The sequence below is a fragment of the Variovorax sp. Soil_C_26 genome (genome assembly GCF_057657075.1).
In genome coordinates this window covers 374,155-392,407 of the sequence record NZ_JBDGJC010000001.1, presented here as the reverse complement: position 1 = coordinate 392,407, position 18,253 = coordinate 374,155, and the positions used below count along the sequence as shown (strand labels likewise).

The window sequence follows — 18,253 nt, the reverse complement described above, 5'->3', positions numbered from 1 at the left end:
ATGGGTAATCCACAGCACAGGGCGGCGCGTGCTGCGGCTAGCATCCGGGGCTTTGCTTTTTCGACCACAGTCAATCAAGGAGTTATAGATGCAACGTCGTCAATGGAGCGCCATCGTGGGTGCTGCCGCGCTGCTCGCGGCCACGGGCCAGAGCTTTGCCCAGGGCTATCCCACCAAACCGGTGGAACTGAGCGTTCCTTTCGCGCCGGGCGGCACCACCGACATCGTGGCGCGCGTGATCGCTGATCCGCTGGGCAAGGTGCTCGGCCAACCCGTGGTGGTGATCAACCGCGCCGGCGGCGGCGGCATCGTGGGCGCGGCCGAGACGGCGCGCGCGGCACCTGACGGCTACAAGCTCGGCGTGGCCACGGTCTCGAGCACGGCGGCCAACCCCGCCATCAACCCGAAGGTCCCCTACGACCCGATCAACGACTTCACGCCGATCATCAACATCGCGGCCACGCCGAACATCATTGCGGTGAACCCGAGCTTCCCGGCCAAGAACTACGCCGAGTTCGTGGCCGAGCTGAAGAAGAACCCCGGCAAGTATTCGTACGCGTCGTCGGGCACGGGCGGCATCGGCCACCTGCTGATGGAGCTCTACAAGAGCCTCACCAACACCTTCGTCACGCACATCCCGTACCGCGGCGCGGGCCCTGCGCTCAACGACGTGGTGGCGGGCCAGGTGCCGATCATTTTCGACAACATCCCCTCGGCGATGCCCTTCATCCAGAGTGGCCGCTTGGTGCCGATCGTGGTGTCGGCGCCGCAGCGCCTCGCCGCGCTGCCGAACGTGCCCACCTTCAAGGAAGTCGGGCTCGAGCCCGTCAACCGCATGGCCTACTACGGCATCCTCGGCCCCAAGGGCGTGCCGAAGGAAGTGGTCGACAAGATCAACGCCGGTGTGAAGAAGGCGGTCGAAGATCCGGCAGTGAAGAAGCGCATCGAGGACACCGGCTCGCTGATCGTGGCCAACACGCCCGAGCGGTTCGCCGCGCAGATCAAGGCCGAGTACGAGGTGTACAAGCAGGTGGTCGTAAAGCAGAAGCTCAAGCTCGAATGATCCGCCTCGCCTGAAAAAAGGGCCGCCCGCGCACGGGTGGCCCTTTTCTTTTGTTCTTCACCGTTTTCTTTTTGCTATCTTGCCGCCATGACCGAGGCCGCCGCCCCGCCCACCCGTGGAATCGACGACTTCATCGACGCCCTCTGGCTCGAGGACGGGTTGTCGAAGAACACGCTTGCCGCCTACCGGCGTGACCTAGCGCTGTTCGCGCAGTGGCTGCACAAGGAGCGTGCGGGACTCGCGCTCGAGGCGGCGAAGGAGAGCGACCTGCAGGCCTACATGGGTGCGCGCCTGTCCACGCGCGGCAAGGCCACGTCCGCGAACCGGCGGCTCACGGTGTTCAAGCGCTACTACCGCTGGGCCCTGCGCGAGCGGCGCATCGTGGCCGATCCGAGCCTGCGGCTCGCGCCGGCGCGCCAGATGCCGCGCGCGGTGAAGACGCTGTCGGAGAAGCAGGTCGACGACCTGCTCGCCGCGCCCGACGTCGACACGCCGCTCGGGCTGCGCGACCGCGCGATGCTCGAGCTGATGTACGCGAGCGGGCTGCGCGTGAGCGAACTGGTTTCGCTCAAGGTTACCGACCTGAGCCTCAACGACGGCGTGCTGCGCGTGCTCGGCAAGGGCAGCAAGGAGCGGCTCGTGCCCTTCGGCGGCGAGGCGCGGCGCTGGATCGAGCGCTACCTCGAGGAATCGCGGCCCGACATCCTCGGCGGCCAGCAGACGCAGGACCTGTTCGTGACCGCACGCGGTGCGGGCATGACGCGCGTGATGTTCTGGATGATCGTGAAGAAGCAGACCACCGCGGCCGGCATCCATGTGCCGCTGTCGCCGCACACGCTGCGCCATGCGTTCGCCACCCACCTGCTGAACCACGGCGCCGACCTGCGTGCGGTGCAGCTGCTGCTCGGGCATGCCGACATCTCGACCACCACCATCTACACGCACGTGGCGCGCGAACGGCTCAAGCAGCTGCATGCGCAGCACCATCCGCGCGGCTGATCCACTCGGCCGGGCACGGCGCGTGGGCCGAAGTGAAGATGTCGGCGTCGCTGCACGCCGCGTGCTTACCATGCGGGGATGCACCAGGCCATTCCCGCCGACCCCGCACGCATCGGCTGCGCAGGCTGGAGCCTGCCGCGCGCGATGTGGCCGCACTTTCCTGCCGAGGGGTCGCACCTTGCGCGCTATGCCCAGCGCTTCGACACCGTCGAGATCGACAGTTCCTTCTACCGCCCGCACCGCGCCGAGACCTACGCGCGCTGGGCCGCCGCCACGCCCGAGGGATTTCGCTTTGCCGTCAAGCTGCCGCAGGCCATCACCCACGAGCGCCGGCTCGCCGGCGCGATGCCGGCTTTCGACGATTTCCTGGCGCAGGTCGAAGGCCTGGGTGCGAAGCTCGGCTGCCTCGTCGTGCAACTGCCGCCGAGCCTGGCATTCGAGCCTCGCACAGTGCAGCGTTTCCTGGCGGCGCTGCGCCGCAGGCATGCCGGTGGCGTGGCGCTCGAGCCGCGCCACCGCAGCTGGTTTGCGCCAGCCGTCGACGCCCTGCTCGCGCGCTTTGGCGTAGCGCGTGTGCTGGCCGACCCGGTGCTGTTCGACGAGGCGGCAGCGCCCGGCGGCTGGCCCGCGCTGGTGTACCTGCGGCTGCACGGTTCGCCGCGCCGCTACTGGTCGGCCTACGACGATGCGCTGCTCGCACGCCTCGCCGAGCGATTGCAGCGTGCGCGCGAGGAGGGCGTGCAGTGCTGGTGCATCTTCGACAACACCGCTGGCGGCGAAGCGGTGGGCAACGCGATGACGCTGGCCCGCCGGCTTCGCGTCGCCGATGCGGCAGAATCCCGCGCGACATGACAGAACTTTCTTCTTCCTCCTCCTCCCCTGCGCGGCGCACCGCCGTGCTCGCCCTGCTGGCTGCGGCCGGCACGCTCCTGTCCGGCGCCGCGGCCGCGCAAACCGCGCCCGCACCGCCCAAGACGCTGAAGCTGATCGTCGCCTACCCGGCGGGCGGCGTCAGCGACGTGGTCGCACGTGCGCTCGGCGACCGGCTCGCGGCGCAGATGGGCGTCACCGTGGTGGTCGAGAACCGCGCCGGCGCGAGTGGCGCGATCGGCATGGACGCGGTTGCCAAGGCCGCGCCCGACGGCGCCACGCTGGGCTTCTCGGCCATCAGCCCGCTGGTGCTGAGCCCGCACCTGGGCAAGCTGCCCTTCGATCCGCTGAAGGACGTGGCGCCGGTCGCGAGCGTGATGTATTCGCCCGTGCTGCTGGTCGCCACGCCCGCGAGCAAGGCGCGCGATTTCCGCGCACTGGTCGCCGAGGCCAAGGCGCAGCCCGGCGCGGTGCGCTGGGCCACCTCCGGCCCGGCCTCGCTCGGCCACATCGTGCTCGAGCAGGTGCGCGCCGCGACGGGCGTAGACATCACGCACGTGCCGTACAAGGGCGGCGGCCAACAGCTCAACGACGCACTCGGCGGGCAGTTCGAGATTCTCTCGACCAATGCCAGCCCGACGCTCACCTCGCACATCCAGTCGGGCAAGCTGCGCCCGCTCGCAGTCGGCGCCCCGGCGCGGCTCGACAGCCTGCCGCAGGTGCCCACGCTCGGCGAACTCGGCTTCAACGCGGCCAACATCAGCTCGCAGTTCGGCGTCTTCGCGCCGGGTGCGATGCCGCCCGCCCTCGTGGCCCGCTACAACGCCGAGATCAACAAGGCGCTGGCAAGCCCCGAACTGCGCGCCAAGCTCACTGCCACCGACAACGTGCCGACCGGCGGCACCCCGGCCGCCTTCGCGAAGGAGATCGCGATCGAGTTCGAGAGCAACGCTCGGATCGTCAAGGCGGCAAACATCAAGGCCGATTGACCCTCCGGCTTGCAGGCTCGCCATTCCCTACCTTATAGTAGGTAGATGTCCACCAGAGCTACCGCCCTTGCCACCGGCAGCACCCGCGAGCAGATCCTCGCGGTGGCACGGTCGCTGATCGAGACGCGCTCGTACCTGGGCTTCAGCTTTCAGGACGTGGCCGACACCATCGGCATTCGCAAGGCGAGCCTCTACCACCACTTTCCGACCAAGGAAGCGCTCGGCATCGCGGTGATCCGCCAGGCGACCCAGCAGTTCAAGGATTGGGACGCAGCGCGGGTGCGTGCGCCGAAGGAGGCGCTCGAATCCTATTTCCGCATGTACCGCAACACGCTCAAGGCGGGTTCGGGCATGTGCCCGGCGGGGGCACTCACGCCGGGCTGGGATTGCATCGAGTCCGAGCTGCGCCAGGCCGTGCAGGACCTGCGCAACACGCAGGTGCTGTGGCTGACAGGCGTGCTGGGCGCGCTGGCGCCGCAGCAGCGGCAGACGCCAGGCGCGCCGTCGGCCGCTTCGCTGGCGGCCTATGTGTTCTCTGTCTGCCAGGGTGCGCTGCTTGCTTCGCGCATGACGGGACGGGCTGAGGACTTCGACGAGGCCATCGCCCAGCTCAGGAGTTCATTGTCCGCCTGAGGCGGGCAATACAGCGGGCGCAGTGCGCCCATTTTTTGGCCCAGAGTGCCTACCGATTGGATGGTAGGTTTGTTGCAACGAAGGAGTCTCCGATGAAAGCCGTGATATCTGCCTATGCCCGCTCGCCATTCCATTTCGCCAAGAAGGGGGCGCTCGCCGAAGTGCGCCCCGACACGCTCGCCGCCGGCGTGGTCCGGGGCCTGCTGCAGCGCACCGACCTCGACCCCGCGCTGCTCGAGGACGTGATTCTGGGCTGCGCCTACCCCGAGGCGTCGCAGGGCAACAACCTCGCGCGCATCGTTGGCCTGCTGGCCGGGCTGCCGCATGAAGTGGGCGGCATGACGGTCAACCGCTTCTGCGGTTCGTCGATGCAGGCCGTGCACATCGCCGCGGCGCAGATCGAGGCCGGCATGGGCGAGGCGTTTCTCTGCGTGGGCGTGGAATCGATGACGATGGTGCCGCAGGGCGGCTTCAACTTCTCGCCACACCCCGATCTGCAAGCCGGCACCGATGCCTACATCTCGATGGGCGAGACGGCCGAAAACGTGGCCGCGCGCTGGCAGGTGAGCCGCGCCGACCAGGAGGCGTTCGCTGTCGAATCGCACCGCAAGGCCGCCGCCGCGCGCGCCGAGGGCCGGCTCGCGGGCGAGATCGTGCCGGTGCGCGTGGCGTCGGGCGAGCAGGTCGAGGCCGACGGCTGCATCCGCCCGACGACCTCGGCCGAAGCGCTCGCGAGCCTGAAGCCCGCGTTCCGGCCCGACGGCGTGGTGACGGCCGGCACCTCGTCGCCGCTGACCGACGGCGCGGCGGCGGTGCTCGTGACCAGCGACGCCTTCGCCGCCAAGCACGGCCTGACGCCCCTCGCGCGCATCCGTTCGTTTGCGACCGTGGGCGTCGACCCGGCCATCATGGGCATCGGCCCGATTCCTGCGACCCGCAAGGCACTCGCGCGCGCGGGCCTTGCTGCGGCCGACCTCGACGTGATCGAAATCAACGAGGCGTTCTCGTCGCAGGCGCTGGCCTGCATTCGCGAGCTCGGCCTCGATGCCGCGAAGATCAACCTCGATGGCGGCGGGCTCGCGATCGGCCATCCGCTCGGCGCGACCGGCGCGCGCATCACCGGCAAGGCGGCTTCGCTGCTTGCGCGCGAGCACGGCCGCTATGCGCTCGCCACGCAGTGCATCGGCGGCGGGCAGGGCATCGCGACCATTCTCGAGCGCGCCTGATCGCCCGAGAATGGCGACCATCACCACACGGAGGCCCCATGGCTGCAATTCCTGAAGCGGGCGCGGCGCGCAAGCTCTACCTTGATGACCTGTCGGTCGGCGACCGTTTCCGAAGCGGCGAGCATGCGCTGGATGCCGCGCAGATCAAGGCCTTTGCGTCGCAGTTCGATCCGCAGCCGTTCCATACCGACGAAGAGGCCGCGAAGGCCACCTTCTTCGGTGGCCTTGCGGCGAGCGGATGGCACACCGCGGCGCTGACGATGAAGCTGCTGGTGGAAAGCGGCGTTCCGCTCGCCGACGGCATCATCGGTTCAGGCGGCCAGCTTCAATGGCCGAAGCCGACGCGACCGGGCGACGTGCTGCATGTGGTGAGCGAGGTGGTCGAGATCGCGCCTTCGCGCAGCAAGCCCGGCCGCGCGATGGTGACGATGCACTGCCAGACGTGCAACCAGCACGGCGAGGTGCTGCAGGACTTCAGGCCGAAGCTCGTGGTGCACGCTCGGCCGGCGTAGCGCTTCAGCCCTTGCCCGTGCCCGCAGCCAGTGCGCGCAGTTCCTCGTCACTGAAGCCGGCGCGGCTGCGCGCCTCGAGGTTGAACGGCGGCTTGTGCCGCGGGGCATCGTAGTGCGCCACGAGCTCGGGATAGCTCGTTTCGGGGTCGCGGCCCGCGCGCTCGCAGAGCCAGCGGTACCAGCGGTTTCCGATCGCGACATGGCCGATCTCGTCGCGCAGGATGATGTCGAGGATCTCGACCGCGCGCAACGCATCGGGCGTGTTCACGCGCCGCAGCTTGGCCTGGATCAGCGGCGTGGCGTCGAGGCCGCGGGCCTCGAGCGTGCGCGGCACCAGCGCCATGCGCGCGAGCACGTCGTCCTTCGTTTTCTCGCACATGTTCCAGAGCCCGTCGTGGCCCGGGAAGTCGCCGTAGCGCCAGCCCATGTCCTGCAGGTGCGCATGCAGCAGCGTGAAGTGCTGCGCTTCCTCATCGGCCACGCGCAGCCAGTCGCGGTAGTAGGACTCGGGCATGCCGTCGTAGCGCCACACCGCATCGAGCGCGAGGTTGATCGCGTTGAACTCGATGTGACAGATCGAATGGACCAGCGCGGCGCGGCCTTCGGGCGTGAAGGGCGAGCGCTTCTGCACCTCGGTCGCGCTGACGCGCAGCGGGCGCTCGGGGCGGCCCGGCACGCCGGTGTCGTCGCCTGCCGTGCGAATGGGTATCGGTGCTATGGATTCGGTAGCTGCGAGCGCAACGGTCGCGCGCGTTGCCGCCACCTTCTGTTCGGGATCGGTGAGGCGCAGCGCGGCCAGGGCGCTCAATCGGGGGTGCATCCCTACAATTCTAGTTTTGGCCCCGGAGACCCCACGATGGCGATTTATGAACTCGACGGCATTGCACCCAAGCTCGGCAGCGGCGCATGGGTCGCCGACAGTGCCGAGGTGATCGGCAACGTGCAGCTGGGCGAGAACGCGAGCATCTGGTTCGGCGCGGTGCTGCGCGGCGACAACGAAACCATGACCATCGGGCGCAACAGCAACGTGCAGGACATGTCGATGCTGCATTCGGACCCGGGCTCGCCGCTCACCATCGGCGAGAACGTCACCATTGGCCACCAGGTCATGCTGCACGGCTGCACCATCGGCGACAACTCGCTGATCGGCATCCAGGCGGTGGTCTTGAATAACGCGAAGATCGGCCGCAACTCGATCGTCGGTGCCGGCAGCGTCGTGACCGAGGGCAAGGAGTTTCCCGACAATTCCCTGATCTTCGGTTCGCCCGCGAAAGTGATGCGCACGATCAGCGACGAGGACGCTACCCGCCTGCGCCATGGCGCCGACCATTACGTACAGAACGCCGTTCGCTATGCGAAGGGCCTCAAGAAAATCGCCTGACCTGCGCAGGCCCCACAGAAAGAATCCGTTTTGAGCGAGCTGCACAAATTCCTGTTCGATGGCCTGCCGGTGCGCGGCATGATCGTGCGCCTGACGGATGCGTGGCAGGAGATCCTGGCGCGGCGCGCCTCCAACACCGCCACCGGCGCCTACCCGCCGCCCGTGGCCGAGCTGCTCGGCGAAATGACGGCCGCGGCCACGTTGATGCAGGCCAACATCAAGTTCAACGGCGCGCTGATCCTGCAAATCTTCGGCGATGGCCCGGTCAAGGTCGCGGTCGCCGAGGCGATGCCCGACCTGAGCCTGCGCGCCACCGCCAAGGTGATCGGCAACCTGCCGGCCGATGCACGCCTGCCCGAGATGGTCAACGTGGGAAACAAGGGCCGCTGCGCTATAACGCTCGACCCCAAGGACAAGCTGCCCGGCACCACCCCGTACCAAGGCGTGGTGCCGCTGTTCGACGACGAGGGCGAGAAGCTCGGCAGGCTCAGCGACGTGCTGCAGCACTACATGCTGCAAAGCGAGCAGCTCGACACCACGCTGGTGCTCGCGGCCGACGACAAGGTGGCCGCGGGCCTGCTGATCCAGCGCCTGCCGGTGAAGGGCGGGTCCAACCTCGAAGGCACCTCGGGCCGCGACCACGACCAGGCCAACGAAGACCAGATCGGCCGCAACGAGGACTACAACCGCATCGCGATCCTCGCTTCGAGCCTCACGCGCGACGAGCTGCTCACGCTCGATATCGAGACCATCCTGCGGCGCCTGTTCTGGGAAGAGAAGCTGCTGCGCTTCGAGCCGCAGGCCGGCCCGGCGGGCCCGCACTTCGCCTGCACCTGCGGGCGCGAGCGCGTGGCCCAGATGATCCGCGGGCTCGGCGCCAAGGAAGCCGAGGAAATCCTCGCCGAGCGCGGCGACATCGAGGTGGGCTGCGATTTCTGCGGCAAGCAGTACCGCTTCGATGCGGTCGATGCCGCGCAGCTCTTCAAGCCGCCCGGCGACCAGATCCCGGGCAGCTCGGTGGTTCAGTAACGCCTTTCTTTCTCACGCGGGCTGGCGCAGAACCTTCACCATCGCGGCGAGCCGCTCGTTGGCGAAGCCCGCGTCGAGCGCACGTTCGAACAGCCGCATCAGGAAGTCGGGAAAGCTCGTGTCGAGCTTCGCTTCGCGCGCCTGCTTCACGAACAGGCGGCCCGAGCCGGCGCAGGTGGCCATCGAACTTTCGGGCTCGCCGTAGCGGTTGGCGTGGATGTCCTCGCCCTCGGAGCGGATCATCTCGCCGAGCACCGGCGAAATGGCGCCGATCATGCGCGCGAACTCGTCCACGCGCAGGCCCTCTGATTCGCAGATGCGCGCACCATGGAAGAACCCGCTCATGGCGCCGAACATGCACGAGAGCGTCGCCAGGTCCCACGCGGCCGCATTGCCGATGGGCTCGCCCATGTAGAGGATGTTGCCGGCGATGGTTTCGAGCACCGGCCGCGCCGCCTCGAGCGCGCGGGCTTCGCCCGAGACGAACAGCGGCGTGTCGGCCCGGCCGATCTGGCTCGGCGTGGCGAGCAGGGCGCCGTCGAGGTAGGCGCAGCCGTCGGCCGCGGCCCAGGCATCGCGCGCGTCCTGCGGCGTGCCGGTGCTCAATTGCACCAGCAGTTTGCCGCGCAGCGCCTCGGCCATGCCGGGCGCGGCGAGGATCGCGCGGCTGGCGGCGTAGTCGGCCACGCAGACCAGCACCACCGGGCTTGCCTCGACCGCCGCGCGCGCATCGGGCGCGAGCTGCGTGCCCTGGTTCAAGAGCGGCTGCGCGCGTGCCGCGGTGCGGTTCCACAGCGTGAGGGTGAACTTCGATTGCAGCGCGCGCGCGAGCGCCACGCCCATGGGGCCGACGCCGATGAGGGAAACGTCTGTCATGTGCATCTTCTTTCTGCGCGTGGCCGGGCTCAACCGGCGGCGAGCGTGAGGTTCTGGCCGAGCCCGCCGTCGACGGTGAGCCGCGCGCCCGTGGTGAAGGTGGCCTCGAAGGCGAGGAACAGCACGGCACGCGCCACCTCCTTGGCGCTGCCGTGCCGACGCATCGGCGTGATCTGGTCGCCCAGGTTCATGAATTCCGCCCGCTCCGCGGCGGTGGCGTCGGTCACGCCGAGGGTCGGCGTGTCGATGAAGCCGGGGCTCACCACGTTCACGCGGATGCCCCGCGTCACGAGCTCGGCCGCGAAGCCGGAGGCGAGCGAACGCAGCGCGGCCTTGGTGGCGCTGTAGACGCTCAGGCCGTGCATGCCGCCTTCGTCGGCGATCGACGAGGTGAAGACGATTGCGCTGCCCGCGGGCATCAGCGGCGCCAGGCGCTGCACGGTGAAGAAGGGCCCCTTGGTGTTGACCGCGAAAGCCGTGTCGTAGGCAGCTTCGCTCACCTGCTCGAAGGGCTCCAGCGCCGAGATGCCCGCGTTGATGTGCAGCAGGTCGATTCGGCCTAGCGTCTCGCGTGCCAGCGCCGCGAGGGCGTCGATGTCGGCCAGCGAGGCTGCATCCGATGCCACCACGTGGGCGCGCGGCCCGAGCACGCGGCGCGCGGCCTCGAGGTTGTGCGGATTGCGGCCGGTGACGAGCACGTCGGCCCCGCCGTCGAGCAGCGCCTGCGCGGTGGCAAGGCCCATGCCGATGGTGCCGCCGGTGATGAGCGCCTTCTTGCCGGCGTAAGGCGCGAGGGAGGAGGAATGGTTCGTGGAGTTCATGGCTGCGATGATCGGCATCGCGCCGCCGGCCGTCGCGCACGATCAGCCGTGCGCGAGCACAAACGGCCGATGACATGCGGGGTGGCCGCGGCCGATAATGTTTCGATGCGCGATACCGACCTGGAAACCGACTTCCGCGGCGCGGGCCTGGGGTCCGACGTGGTGCTGCCGGACGACGGCTTCGCCGCGCCGCCGCCCTCGGGCGGGCTGCGCGTGGACCTGCGGCAGACGCCCGGCGGCGAGGTCGCCTACGAGGCACTGCCCGACCATCGCATCAAGCTGCATGCGGGCGCGCCGGTCGCGGGCGCCTGCCAGTACCACCGCTTCGTCTACACGCGCGGCGACCTCGACATCGTGCCGGCCGGCACCAGTGACATCTGGCACGAGGCATCGCCGAGCACCTCGGTGGTGGTGCGCATGGCGCCCGCGCTGCTCGAGCGCACGGCCGAAGAGATGGGGCTGCCGGCCGAACGTGCACGGCTCGGCGAGCGCCACCAGTTCCGCGACCCGCAGATCGAGCACATCGCCTGGGCGCTCGACGCCGAGCGCCGCGCGGGCTTTCCGAACGGCCGGCTCTACACCGACAGCCTCGGCACCGCGCTGGCGGTGCAACTGGTCGCGACCGGTCCGGTGCGCTCCGCAAAGTCGGCCGCGCAGGGCCTGACGCGGCTGCAGCTGCAGCGCGTGACGGCCTACATCGAGGACCACCTCGACGGCGACCTGTCACTGGCTGCGCTGGCCGGGGTGGCGGGCCTGAGCGCCTCGCACCTGAAGACGCAGTTCAAGCGCTCCACCGGGCTGCCGGTGCACGAATACGTGGTGCATCGCCGCGTCGATCGCGCGCGCAGCCTGCTGCTGACGAGCGAACTGCCCGTGAGCCTCGTCGCGCTGGAGAGCGGCTTCTCGCACCAGAGCCACATGGCGCGCTGCATGCGCCGCGTGCTCGGCGCCACGCCGGGCGAGGTGCGGCGCGCGCGCTAGCTAAAGGCCGCGCGCCGGCGCTCAGCGCGTGGCGGCGTCGTCGAAGCCGCCGAACAGGATGTCGGGCGCGCTCGTGTTGTGCTTCGAGGGCAGGCTGCGTCCGAAGCGGAACTGCGTGGCGTCCAGCGTCTTCACGTCGGGCAGCGGCAGCGCCTGCTCGGCGGCTTCGGGCGATGCCTGCCAGCGCACTTCGCTCATGTCGGCGTTGTCGGGCGCGACGTACATCGAGCGCAGCGCCGCGAACGGGCGCCCCTTCGCGGTCGGCGACGAAAGCCGCACGTCGAGCGCGGTGCGCGTGCGGCTGATCTCGGTGGCCTTGACCACGGCGCTGCCGCCGCGCGTGAAGCGCAGGTGGATCGACAGCGGCTGCGCAACGATGCGGATCGACGCGATGTCCACCACCGGCCGGCCGGCCTGCTCGACTGGGCCCAGCAGGAACGAAGAGCCGTACACGCCGTCGCCGAAGCGGGCCTCGGGCAGTGGCTTGATGCGCCAGTAGCCGTCGGCCGGGTAGAGCACCATCGCCTCGAGCGCCTTGCCGTCTTCCTTGCGAAACACCTGCAGCAGGTGAAAGCCGCGGTCCTTGCGCGCACCCACGCGCACCGGCACCTGTTGCGGCCGCCAGAAGCTAGCGAGCGTCATGCCGACGATGCGCCACTGCGCGTCCTCGTGCAGCACCACGGTGCGGGGCTCGAACTTGTGCGCGGGATCGGTGGGATGGGCACCGCCATCGAAATTGCAGTTCGAGAAGTCGGGCGCGGTCGTGTCGGTGCGGATGCTGTCGAGATAGGCCGGCTGCAGCGCCTCGATGCGCAGCCGGCGGATGCCTTCGCCGCGCAGCACCAGCGAGACGTTGTCCTCTTCCGCGCAGGCGGTGGGGGTGGTGCCGTTTTCCACGGTGGCTGCCACGGGGGCGGCCGTTGCGGCACTCGTGGCCAGCCATGCGGCAAGCAGCAGGACGCGAGAAACGTGGGGGGACATCAGATCTCCGGACTGTGGGGGGTGGAAGATGGCGGGTCGCCGCGGCGTTCGAGCAGTTCGCTGAAGAGGCGGTGCTCGCACGCCGGGTCCGAGCATTTGTCGCAGGCCCACGACCAGCGGGCGGGTGTCGGTTCGGCCTGGCCGCGCAGGCCGGCGGGCGCTTCGTGCCCGGCGCTGGCAAGGATGGCATTCCAGGCACTGGCGAGCCTTTCGCCTCCGCTGCCGTGGACCACCGCGAACGACAGCCCGGCGCCCGACAACGCGGCGCGCAGCAGCCTGTCGGTCGGCTCGCGTGCATGGTCGCCGTCGCGCAGCGCGTCGGCCACCCAGGGAATGTCGAGCGCGGTGAGCAGCGTGATCGCGCAGCGGCGCTGGGCGGCGAGGGCGTCCGGGTAGAGCGAGGGGTCGCCGAACAGCTGTTCACTGTAGACGGCGGTCATGAGCGCCGTCGTGTCCGCCACCACGACGCCAGACGCTGCCGCGGCCTCGATGCGGCGGGTCTGCTCGTCGGCGATGGCCCGTTGCTCGTCGGGGCGCGGCGTGCGGCCTTCGCGCTCGCACCACTCGCGCAGGTATTCGCCCACGAAGGTGGCGGCCGTGCCGCGGGCCTGCAGCCGCTCGGCGAGCGCTTGTGCGAGTTCGGTCTTGCCGGTGCTTTCGGCGCCCACGAGCGCAATCACGCAGCCGACGGGCAGCACGGGCGTCATGCGCGTGCGGCCCCGCCGTGCAAGCGCATCCGCCAGGCCAGGAAGCCGGCCACGCTGAGCACCGCGAACACGGCGTAGAGCCCGACCGTGAGCCACAGGCCCTTGTGGATGAAGAGGCCCACGCTCACCACATTGACCGCGAGCCAGACCAGCCAGTTTTCAATGAACTTGCGCCCGAGCAGGAACTGGCCCACGAGGCTGAGCCCGGTCGCGAAGCCGTCCCACCAGGGCACGTCGGAATCGGTGAAGCGGCGCAGGAACAGTGCCACCGCGGGCCATGCAATGGCGCAGGCGGCGAGTGCCAGCGCGATGCCGCGCGGCGAAAGCCGGCTCACGCGCAGCGTGCTGCCGTCGGCTCGGTGGCCGCGCAGCCACTGGAACCAGCCCCAGAACGCGACGACCGCGAAGAACACCTGGAGCGAGGCGTCGCCGTAGATGCGTGCCTCGGCGAACACCGCCACATAGAGCAGCGAGCTGACGATCGCGAGCGGCCAGCCCCAGTGGATCTCGCGCATGTTGCAGCCGACCATCGCGAGCGCGAGCACGGCGGCCACGAGTTCGAGCCAGCTGACCGGGGCGCCCCAGAGCGCGAAGGCGGGGGCCGAGAAGAACTCGGGCATCGGCAGCGGCCGCGCGTTACCTGGTCACCTGAACGAAGACTTCGTTCGGCTTCACCATGCCGAGCTCCTGCCGCGCGCGCTCCTCGACCATCTCGAGGCCGACCTTGAGGTCGTTGACCTCGGAGGCGAGCCGCTCGTTGGTCACGGCGGCCTTGGCGTTCGCATCCTTTTGCGCCGTCAGCTTGTCTTGCAGCTGCGTGACCTCGGGAACGCTTCCGCGCCCGCTCCACAGCTGCCACTGCAGGATGACCAGCAGCAGCAGCAGCACGATGGGTGGAGCGAGTCGCGAGCGCATTGCCGCCGGCTACGGGCGCTACTTGAGGTTGTAGAAGGCGCCGCGGCCCGGGTAGCTTGCGATGTCGCCGAGGTCTTCTTCGATGCGCAGCAGCTGGTTGTACTTGGCAATGCGGTCCGAGCGCGAGAGCGAACCGGTCTTGATCTGGCCCGCGTTGGTGCCCACGGCGATGTCGGCGATGGTGCTGTCCTCGGTTTCGCCCGAGCGGTGCGAGATCACGGCCGTGTAGCCGGCGCGCTTGGCCATCTCGATGGCGGCGAAGGTCTCGGTCAGCGTGCCGATCTGGTTGATCTTGATCAGGATCGAGTTGGCGATGCCCTTCTCGATGCCTTCCTGCAGGATCTTGGTGTTGGTGACGAACAGGTCGTCGCCCACCAGCTGCACGCGCTTGCCGAGGCGATCGGTCAGCAGCTTCCAGCCGTCCCAGTCGCCTTCATGCATGCCGTCCTCGATGCTGATGATCGGGTACTTGTCGACCCAGGTCGCGAGCATGTCGGCCCAGTTGCCGGCCGACAGCGTGAGGTTCTCGCCCGACAGCACGTAGTTGCCGTCCTTGTAGAACTCGCTGGCGGCGCAGTCGAGTCCGAGCGCGATCTGCTCGCCCGCCACGAACCCGGCCTTGTCGATGGCCTCGAGGATCAGCTGGATCGCCGCTTCATGGCTCTCGACGCTGGGGGCGAAACCGCCTTCGTCGCCGACGGCCGTGCTGATGCCGCGGTCGCCCAGGATCTTCTTGAGCGCATGGAACACCTCGGCGCCGTAGCGCACGGCCTCGCGGAAGCTCGGCGCGCCCACGGGGATGATCATGAACTCCTGCAGGTCGAGGCTGTTGTTGGCATGCGCGCCGCCGTTGATGACGTTCATCATCGGCACCGGCAGCTGCATGCCGCCCATGCCGCCGAAATAGCGGTACAGCGGCAGGCCCGACTCTTCGGCCGCGGCACGTGCCACGGCCATCGACACCGCGAGGGTGGCATTGGCGCCCAGGCGGGCCTTGTTGTCGGTGCCGTCGAGGTCGATCATCGTGCGGTCGAGGAAGGCCTGCTCGCTGGCATCGAGGCCGAGCACGGATTCCGAGATCTCGGTGTTGATGTTCTCCACGGCCTTGAGCACGCCCTTGCCGAGATAGCGGTTCTTGTCGCCGTCGCGCAGCTCGATGGCTTCGCGCGAACCGGTCGATGCGCCCGAGGGCACGGCCGCGCGGCCCATGGTGCCCGATTCGAGCAGCACGTCGCACTCAACGGTGGGATTGCCGCGGCTGTCGAGGATTTCTCGGCCGACGATGTCAACGATTGCACTCATGCGTTTTTCTCTTTCCTTGGAGTCTCGAATTCTTCAGGTATAGCTCACAAGCCTTCGACGGCGACCATGCGCATCACGGCCGCGCCGGCACGCGCCTCGCGCGCTTTGAGGTACTCGGGCGTTTCATAGAAGGCCTTGGCCTTCTCGAAGCTCGGGAATTTCAGGATCACGATGCGCGACGGCGTCCAGTCGCCCTCGAGCACCTCGACCTGGCCGCCGCGCACGCACACTTCGGCGCCGTGCGCCTGCATCGCGGCGCCCGACCATTTCTTGTATTCCTCGTACTGCGTCGGGTTCGTGACTTCGACGTGGGCGATGACGTAACCACTGCTCATGATTGAAAGGTGTCCTCTAGAAAAGCGTTCTTCTTCGTGATCTGGTCGAGCGCCAGCAGCGTTTCGAGCAGGGCCTTCATGTGCTTGAGCGGCACCGCGTTGGGGCCGTCGCTCAGTGCCTTGGCGGGATCGGGGTGCGTCTCCATGAAGAGCCCGGCCACGCCCACGGCCACGGCCGCACGCGACAGCACGGGCACCATCTCGCGTTGGCCGCCCGAGGTCGTGCCCTGGCCGCCCGGCAACTGCACCGAGTGGGTCGCATCGAACACCACGGGCGCGCCGGTCTCGCGCATGATCGCGAGCGAGCGCATGTCGGAGACGAGGTTGTTGTAGCCGAAGCTCGCGCCGCGTTCGCAGGCCATGAAGCTGTCTTCGTCGAGGCCGGCTTCCTTGGCTGCCGCGCGCGCCTTGTCGATCACGTTCTTCATGTCGTGCGGCGCGAGGAACTGGCCCTTCTTGATGTTCACGGGCTTGCCCGACTGCGCCACCGCACGGATGAAGTCGGTCTGGCGGCACAGGAAGGCGGGCGTCTGCAGCACGTCGACCACCTTGGCGGCCTCGGTGATGTCGTCTTCGGTGTGCACGTCGGTCAGCACCGGCAGGCCGAGCTCGCGCTTGACCTTGGCGAGGATCTCCAGGCCCTTGTCGCGGCCCGGACCGCGAAAGCTCGTGCCCGAGGAACGGTTGGCCTTGTCGAAGCTGCTCTTGAAGATGAACGGAATGCCGAGCGAGGCGGTGATCTCCTTCAGCGTGCCGGCGGTGTCCATCTGCAGCTGCTCGGATTCGACCACGCAGGGTCCCGCGATCAGGAAGAAGGGCTGGTCGAGCCCGATGTCGAATCCGCAGAGTTTCATAGAGATACCTCCGTGCTGCGCACTTCGGAATTCGCCTTGGGAGCGGCCCGGCGGCTCATGCGACGACCTTCAGGTTCGTTGCGCCGCCCGCGCTCTGCGCCTTGTGCTCGAGCGCTGCCTTGATGAAGGCGTTGAAGAGCGGATGGCCGCTCCACGGCGTGGACTTGAACTCGGGGTGGAACTGCACGCCCATGTACCAGGGGTGCACGTCCTGCGGCAGCTCGACGATCTCGGTCAGGTGCTCGCGCTGCGTGAGCGCGGAGATCACCAGGCCCGCGGCGCGCAGCTGGTCGAGGTAGTTGACGTTGGCTTCGTAGCGGTGGCGGTGGCGCTCGGTCACCACGTCGCCGTAGATGCTGTGCGCGAGCGTGCCGGCCGTGACGTCGGAGCTCTGCGCGCCCAGGCGCATCGTGCCGCCGAGGTCGGACTTCTCGTCGCGCGTCTTCACGGTGCCGTCGGCGTCCTTCCACTCGGTGATCAGCGCGATCACGGGGCAGGGCGTCTCGGGGTCGAACTCGGTGCTGTTGGCGTTCTTGAGGCCCGCCACGTGGCGCGCGTATTCGATCGTGGCCACCTGCATGCCCAGGCAGATGCCGAGGTAGGGCACCTTGCTTTCGCGCGCGAAGCGGGCGGCGGCGATCTTGCCTTCGACGCCGCGCTGGCCGAAGCCGCCCGGCACGAGGATCGCGTCGTACTTGGCGAGGCGCGAGACGTCCTGCGCCGAGATGGTCTCGGAATCGATGTAGTCGATCTTCACGCGGGCATGGTTCTTCATGCCGGCATGGCGCAGCGCCTCGTTGAGGGACTTGTAGCTGTCGGACAGGTCGACGTACTTGCCGACCATGGCGATGGTCACTTCCTGCTGCGGATGCTCGACCTCGTAGACCAGGTCGTCCCAGCGCTGCAGCTTGGCCGGCGGGGTGTTGATGCGCAGCTTGTCGCAGATCAGGCCGTCGAGGCCCTGCTCGTGCAGCATGCGCGGCACCTTGTAGATGGTGTCGACGTCCCACATCGAGATCACGCCCCATTCGGGCACGTTCGAGAACAGCGAGATCTTGGCGCGCTCGTCGTCGGGGATCGGGCGGTCGGCGCGACACAGCAGCGCATCGGCCTGGATGCCGATGGCGCGCAGCTCCTTGGCGGTGTGCTGCGTGGGCTTGGTCTTGAGCTCGCCGGCAGCGGCGATCCATGGCACATAGCTCAGGTGCACGAAGGCCGAGTTGTTCGGGCCCATGCGCAGGCTCATCTGACGCACGGCCTCGAGGAAGGGAAGCGACTCGATGTCGCCCACGGTGCCGCCGATCTCGACGATGGCCACGTCGACCTCGTGCGCGGTGCCGAGGCCGGCGCCGCGCTTGACGTACTCCTGGATCTCGTTGGTGATGTGCGGGATCACCTGCACCGTCTTGCCGAGGTAGTCGCCGCGGCGTTCCTTCTCGAGCACGGTCTTGTAGATCTGGCCGGTGGTGAAGTTGTTGGCCTTGCGCATCCTCGTGGTGATGAAGCGCTCGTAGTGGCCGAGGTCGAGGTCGGTTTCGGCGCCGTCGTCGGTGACGAACACCTCGCCATGCTGGAACGGCGACATCGTGCCGGGGTCGACATTGATGTACGGATCGAGCTTGATGAGGGTGACCTTGAGGCCGCGCGATTCAAGGATCGCGGCGAGGGAGGCGGATGCGATTCCCTTGCCAAGGGAAGATACGACACCACCGGTGACGAAGACAAATTTGGTCATGCCAGTTCCGGACGCTGTAAATCCGGGCAGTGGGAAATTGCGAT

At 68.4% G+C, this 18,253-nt stretch carries 21 protein-coding genes; 10 read left to right on the top strand and 11 right to left on the bottom strand.

Features of this window, described 5'->3' with window-relative positions; all coding sequences use genetic code 11:
• Nucleotides 1-88 precede the first annotated feature (88 nt).
• From AC3A6G_RS01825 to AC3A6G_RS01795, 7 genes are all read left to right on the top strand, one after another.
• Nucleotides 89-1,063: a tripartite tricarboxylate transporter substrate binding protein BugE gene (locus AC3A6G_RS01825; RefSeq protein ID WP_487872905.1), complete on the top strand. Its 975-nt coding sequence runs from the start codon at nucleotides 89-91 to the stop codon at nucleotides 1,061-1,063.
• A gap of 87 nt (nucleotides 1,064-1,150) precedes the next feature.
• A complete protein-coding gene (gene xerD / locus AC3A6G_RS01820) occupies nucleotides 1,151-2,062 on the top strand; it encodes a site-specific tyrosine recombinase XerD (RefSeq protein ID WP_487857997.1) in 912 nt (303 codons plus the stop codon).
• A gap of 78 nt (nucleotides 2,063-2,140) precedes the next feature.
• Nucleotides 2,141-2,914 carry a DUF72 domain-containing protein gene (locus AC3A6G_RS01815; protein WP_487872904.1) on the top strand — a complete coding sequence of 258 codons (774 nt, stop codon included), beginning with the start codon at nucleotides 2,141-2,143 and terminating at the stop codon, nucleotides 2,912-2,914.
• Nucleotides 2,911-3,921, top strand: coding sequence for a Bug family tripartite tricarboxylate transporter substrate binding protein (locus AC3A6G_RS01810; protein ID WP_487872903.1), 1,011 nt, complete (start codon nucleotides 2,911-2,913; stop codon nucleotides 3,919-3,921). The genes AC3A6G_RS01815 and AC3A6G_RS01810 overlap by 4 nt, the downstream gene beginning before the upstream one ends.
• Before the next feature lie 45 nt (nucleotides 3,922-3,966).
• Nucleotides 3,967-4,554: a TetR/AcrR family transcriptional regulator gene (locus AC3A6G_RS01805; protein WP_487872902.1), complete on the top strand. Its 588-nt coding sequence runs from the start codon at nucleotides 3,967-3,969 to the stop codon at nucleotides 4,552-4,554.
• Nucleotides 4,555-4,646: 92 nt separating this feature from the next.
• Nucleotides 4,647-5,780, top strand: coding sequence for a thiolase family protein (locus AC3A6G_RS01800; protein WP_487872901.1), 1,134 nt, complete (start codon nucleotides 4,647-4,649; stop codon nucleotides 5,778-5,780).
• Nucleotides 5,781-5,818: 38 nt separating this feature from the next.
• Complete coding sequence (locus AC3A6G_RS01795; protein WP_487857992.1) at nucleotides 5,819-6,292, top strand: MaoC family dehydratase; 474 nt, start codon at nucleotides 5,819-5,821, stop codon at nucleotides 6,290-6,292.
• Between the two features lie 4 nt (nucleotides 6,293-6,296).
• Here AC3A6G_RS01795 and AC3A6G_RS01790 read toward each other — a convergent pair whose 3' ends face one another.
• Nucleotides 6,297-7,112, bottom strand: coding sequence for a ferritin-like domain-containing protein (locus tag AC3A6G_RS01790; protein ID WP_487857991.1), 816 nt, complete (start codon nucleotides 7,110-7,112; stop codon nucleotides 6,297-6,299).
• 36 nt (nucleotides 7,113-7,148) lie between these two features.
• Between AC3A6G_RS01790 and AC3A6G_RS01785 the strand changes: the two genes are divergently transcribed.
• Both AC3A6G_RS01785 and hslO read left to right on the top strand, forming a co-directional pair.
• The gene (locus AC3A6G_RS01785; RefSeq protein ID WP_487872900.1) at nucleotides 7,149-7,673 is read left to right on the top strand and encodes a gamma carbonic anhydrase family protein; all 525 of its coding nucleotides are present in this window, start codon (nucleotides 7,149-7,151) and stop codon (nucleotides 7,671-7,673) included.
• A 30-nt stretch (nucleotides 7,674-7,703) separates the two neighbouring features.
• Nucleotides 7,704-8,702: an Hsp33 family molecular chaperone HslO gene (gene hslO / locus AC3A6G_RS01780; RefSeq protein WP_487872899.1), complete on the top strand. Its 999-nt coding sequence runs from the start codon at nucleotides 7,704-7,706 to the stop codon at nucleotides 8,700-8,702.
• Between the two features lie 12 nt (nucleotides 8,703-8,714).
• Here hslO and AC3A6G_RS01775 read toward each other — a convergent pair whose 3' ends face one another.
• Complete coding sequence (locus AC3A6G_RS01775) at nucleotides 8,715-9,578, bottom strand: NAD(P)-dependent oxidoreductase (protein ID WP_487872898.1); 864 nt, start codon at nucleotides 9,576-9,578, stop codon at nucleotides 8,715-8,717.
• Between the two features lie 29 nt (nucleotides 9,579-9,607).
• Complete coding sequence (locus AC3A6G_RS01770) at nucleotides 9,608-10,399, bottom strand: SDR family oxidoreductase (RefSeq protein WP_487872897.1); 792 nt, start codon at nucleotides 10,397-10,399, stop codon at nucleotides 9,608-9,610.
• 105 nt (nucleotides 10,400-10,504) lie between these two features.
• Here AC3A6G_RS01770 and AC3A6G_RS01765 point away from each other — a divergent pair, with 105 nt between their 5' ends.
• Complete coding sequence (locus AC3A6G_RS01765) at nucleotides 10,505-11,380, top strand: helix-turn-helix domain-containing protein (RefSeq protein WP_487857986.1); 876 nt, start codon at nucleotides 10,505-10,507, stop codon at nucleotides 11,378-11,380.
• A gap of 21 nt (nucleotides 11,381-11,401) precedes the next feature.
• On the opposite strand, the gene AC3A6G_RS01760 is transcribed toward AC3A6G_RS01765, so the two are convergent.
• Genes AC3A6G_RS01760 through pyrG form a run of 8 tightly spaced genes read right to left on the bottom strand, consistent with a single transcriptional unit; the run spans nucleotide 11,402 to nucleotide 18,209 of the window.
• A complete protein-coding gene (locus AC3A6G_RS01760; protein WP_487872896.1) occupies nucleotides 11,402-12,361 on the bottom strand; it encodes a hypothetical protein in 960 nt (319 codons plus the stop codon).
• Nucleotides 12,361-13,068, bottom strand: a complete 708-nt coding sequence (locus AC3A6G_RS01755; RefSeq protein WP_487872895.1) for an AAA family ATPase — start codon at nucleotides 13,066-13,068, stop codon at nucleotides 12,361-12,363. The genes AC3A6G_RS01760 and AC3A6G_RS01755 overlap by 1 nt, the downstream gene beginning before the upstream one ends.
• The gene (pnuC, locus tag AC3A6G_RS01750; protein WP_487872894.1) at nucleotides 13,065-13,688 is read right to left on the bottom strand and encodes a nicotinamide riboside transporter PnuC; all 624 of its coding nucleotides are present in this window, start codon (nucleotides 13,686-13,688) and stop codon (nucleotides 13,065-13,067) included. The genes AC3A6G_RS01755 and pnuC overlap by 4 nt, the downstream gene beginning before the upstream one ends.
• Before the next feature lie 16 nt (nucleotides 13,689-13,704).
• Entirely contained in the window at nucleotides 13,705-13,983 is a 279-nt protein-coding gene (gene ftsB, locus AC3A6G_RS01745; RefSeq protein ID WP_487857982.1) for a cell division protein FtsB, read from the bottom strand.
• An 18-nt stretch (nucleotides 13,984-14,001) separates the two neighbouring features.
• Nucleotides 14,002-15,285: a phosphopyruvate hydratase gene (eno, locus tag AC3A6G_RS01740; protein ID WP_487857981.1), complete on the bottom strand. Its 1,284-nt coding sequence runs from the start codon at nucleotides 15,283-15,285 to the stop codon at nucleotides 14,002-14,004.
• Nucleotides 15,286-15,329: 44 nt separating this feature from the next.
• Nucleotides 15,330-15,620 (bottom strand): DUF1330 domain-containing protein, encoded by a 291-nt coding sequence (locus tag AC3A6G_RS01735; RefSeq protein ID WP_487857980.1) that lies wholly within the window; start codon nucleotides 15,618-15,620, stop codon nucleotides 15,330-15,332.
• A complete protein-coding gene (gene kdsA / locus AC3A6G_RS01730) occupies nucleotides 15,617-16,474 on the bottom strand; it encodes a 3-deoxy-8-phosphooctulonate synthase (protein WP_487872893.1) in 858 nt (285 codons plus the stop codon). Before kdsA ends, AC3A6G_RS01735 begins: the two co-directional genes overlap by 4 nt.
• Before the next feature lie 55 nt (nucleotides 16,475-16,529).
• Nucleotides 16,530-18,209 (bottom strand): CTP synthase, encoded by a 1,680-nt coding sequence (gene pyrG, locus AC3A6G_RS01725; RefSeq protein ID WP_487857978.1) that lies wholly within the window; start codon nucleotides 18,207-18,209, stop codon nucleotides 16,530-16,532.
• Nucleotides 18,210-18,253: the final 44 nt, after the last annotated feature.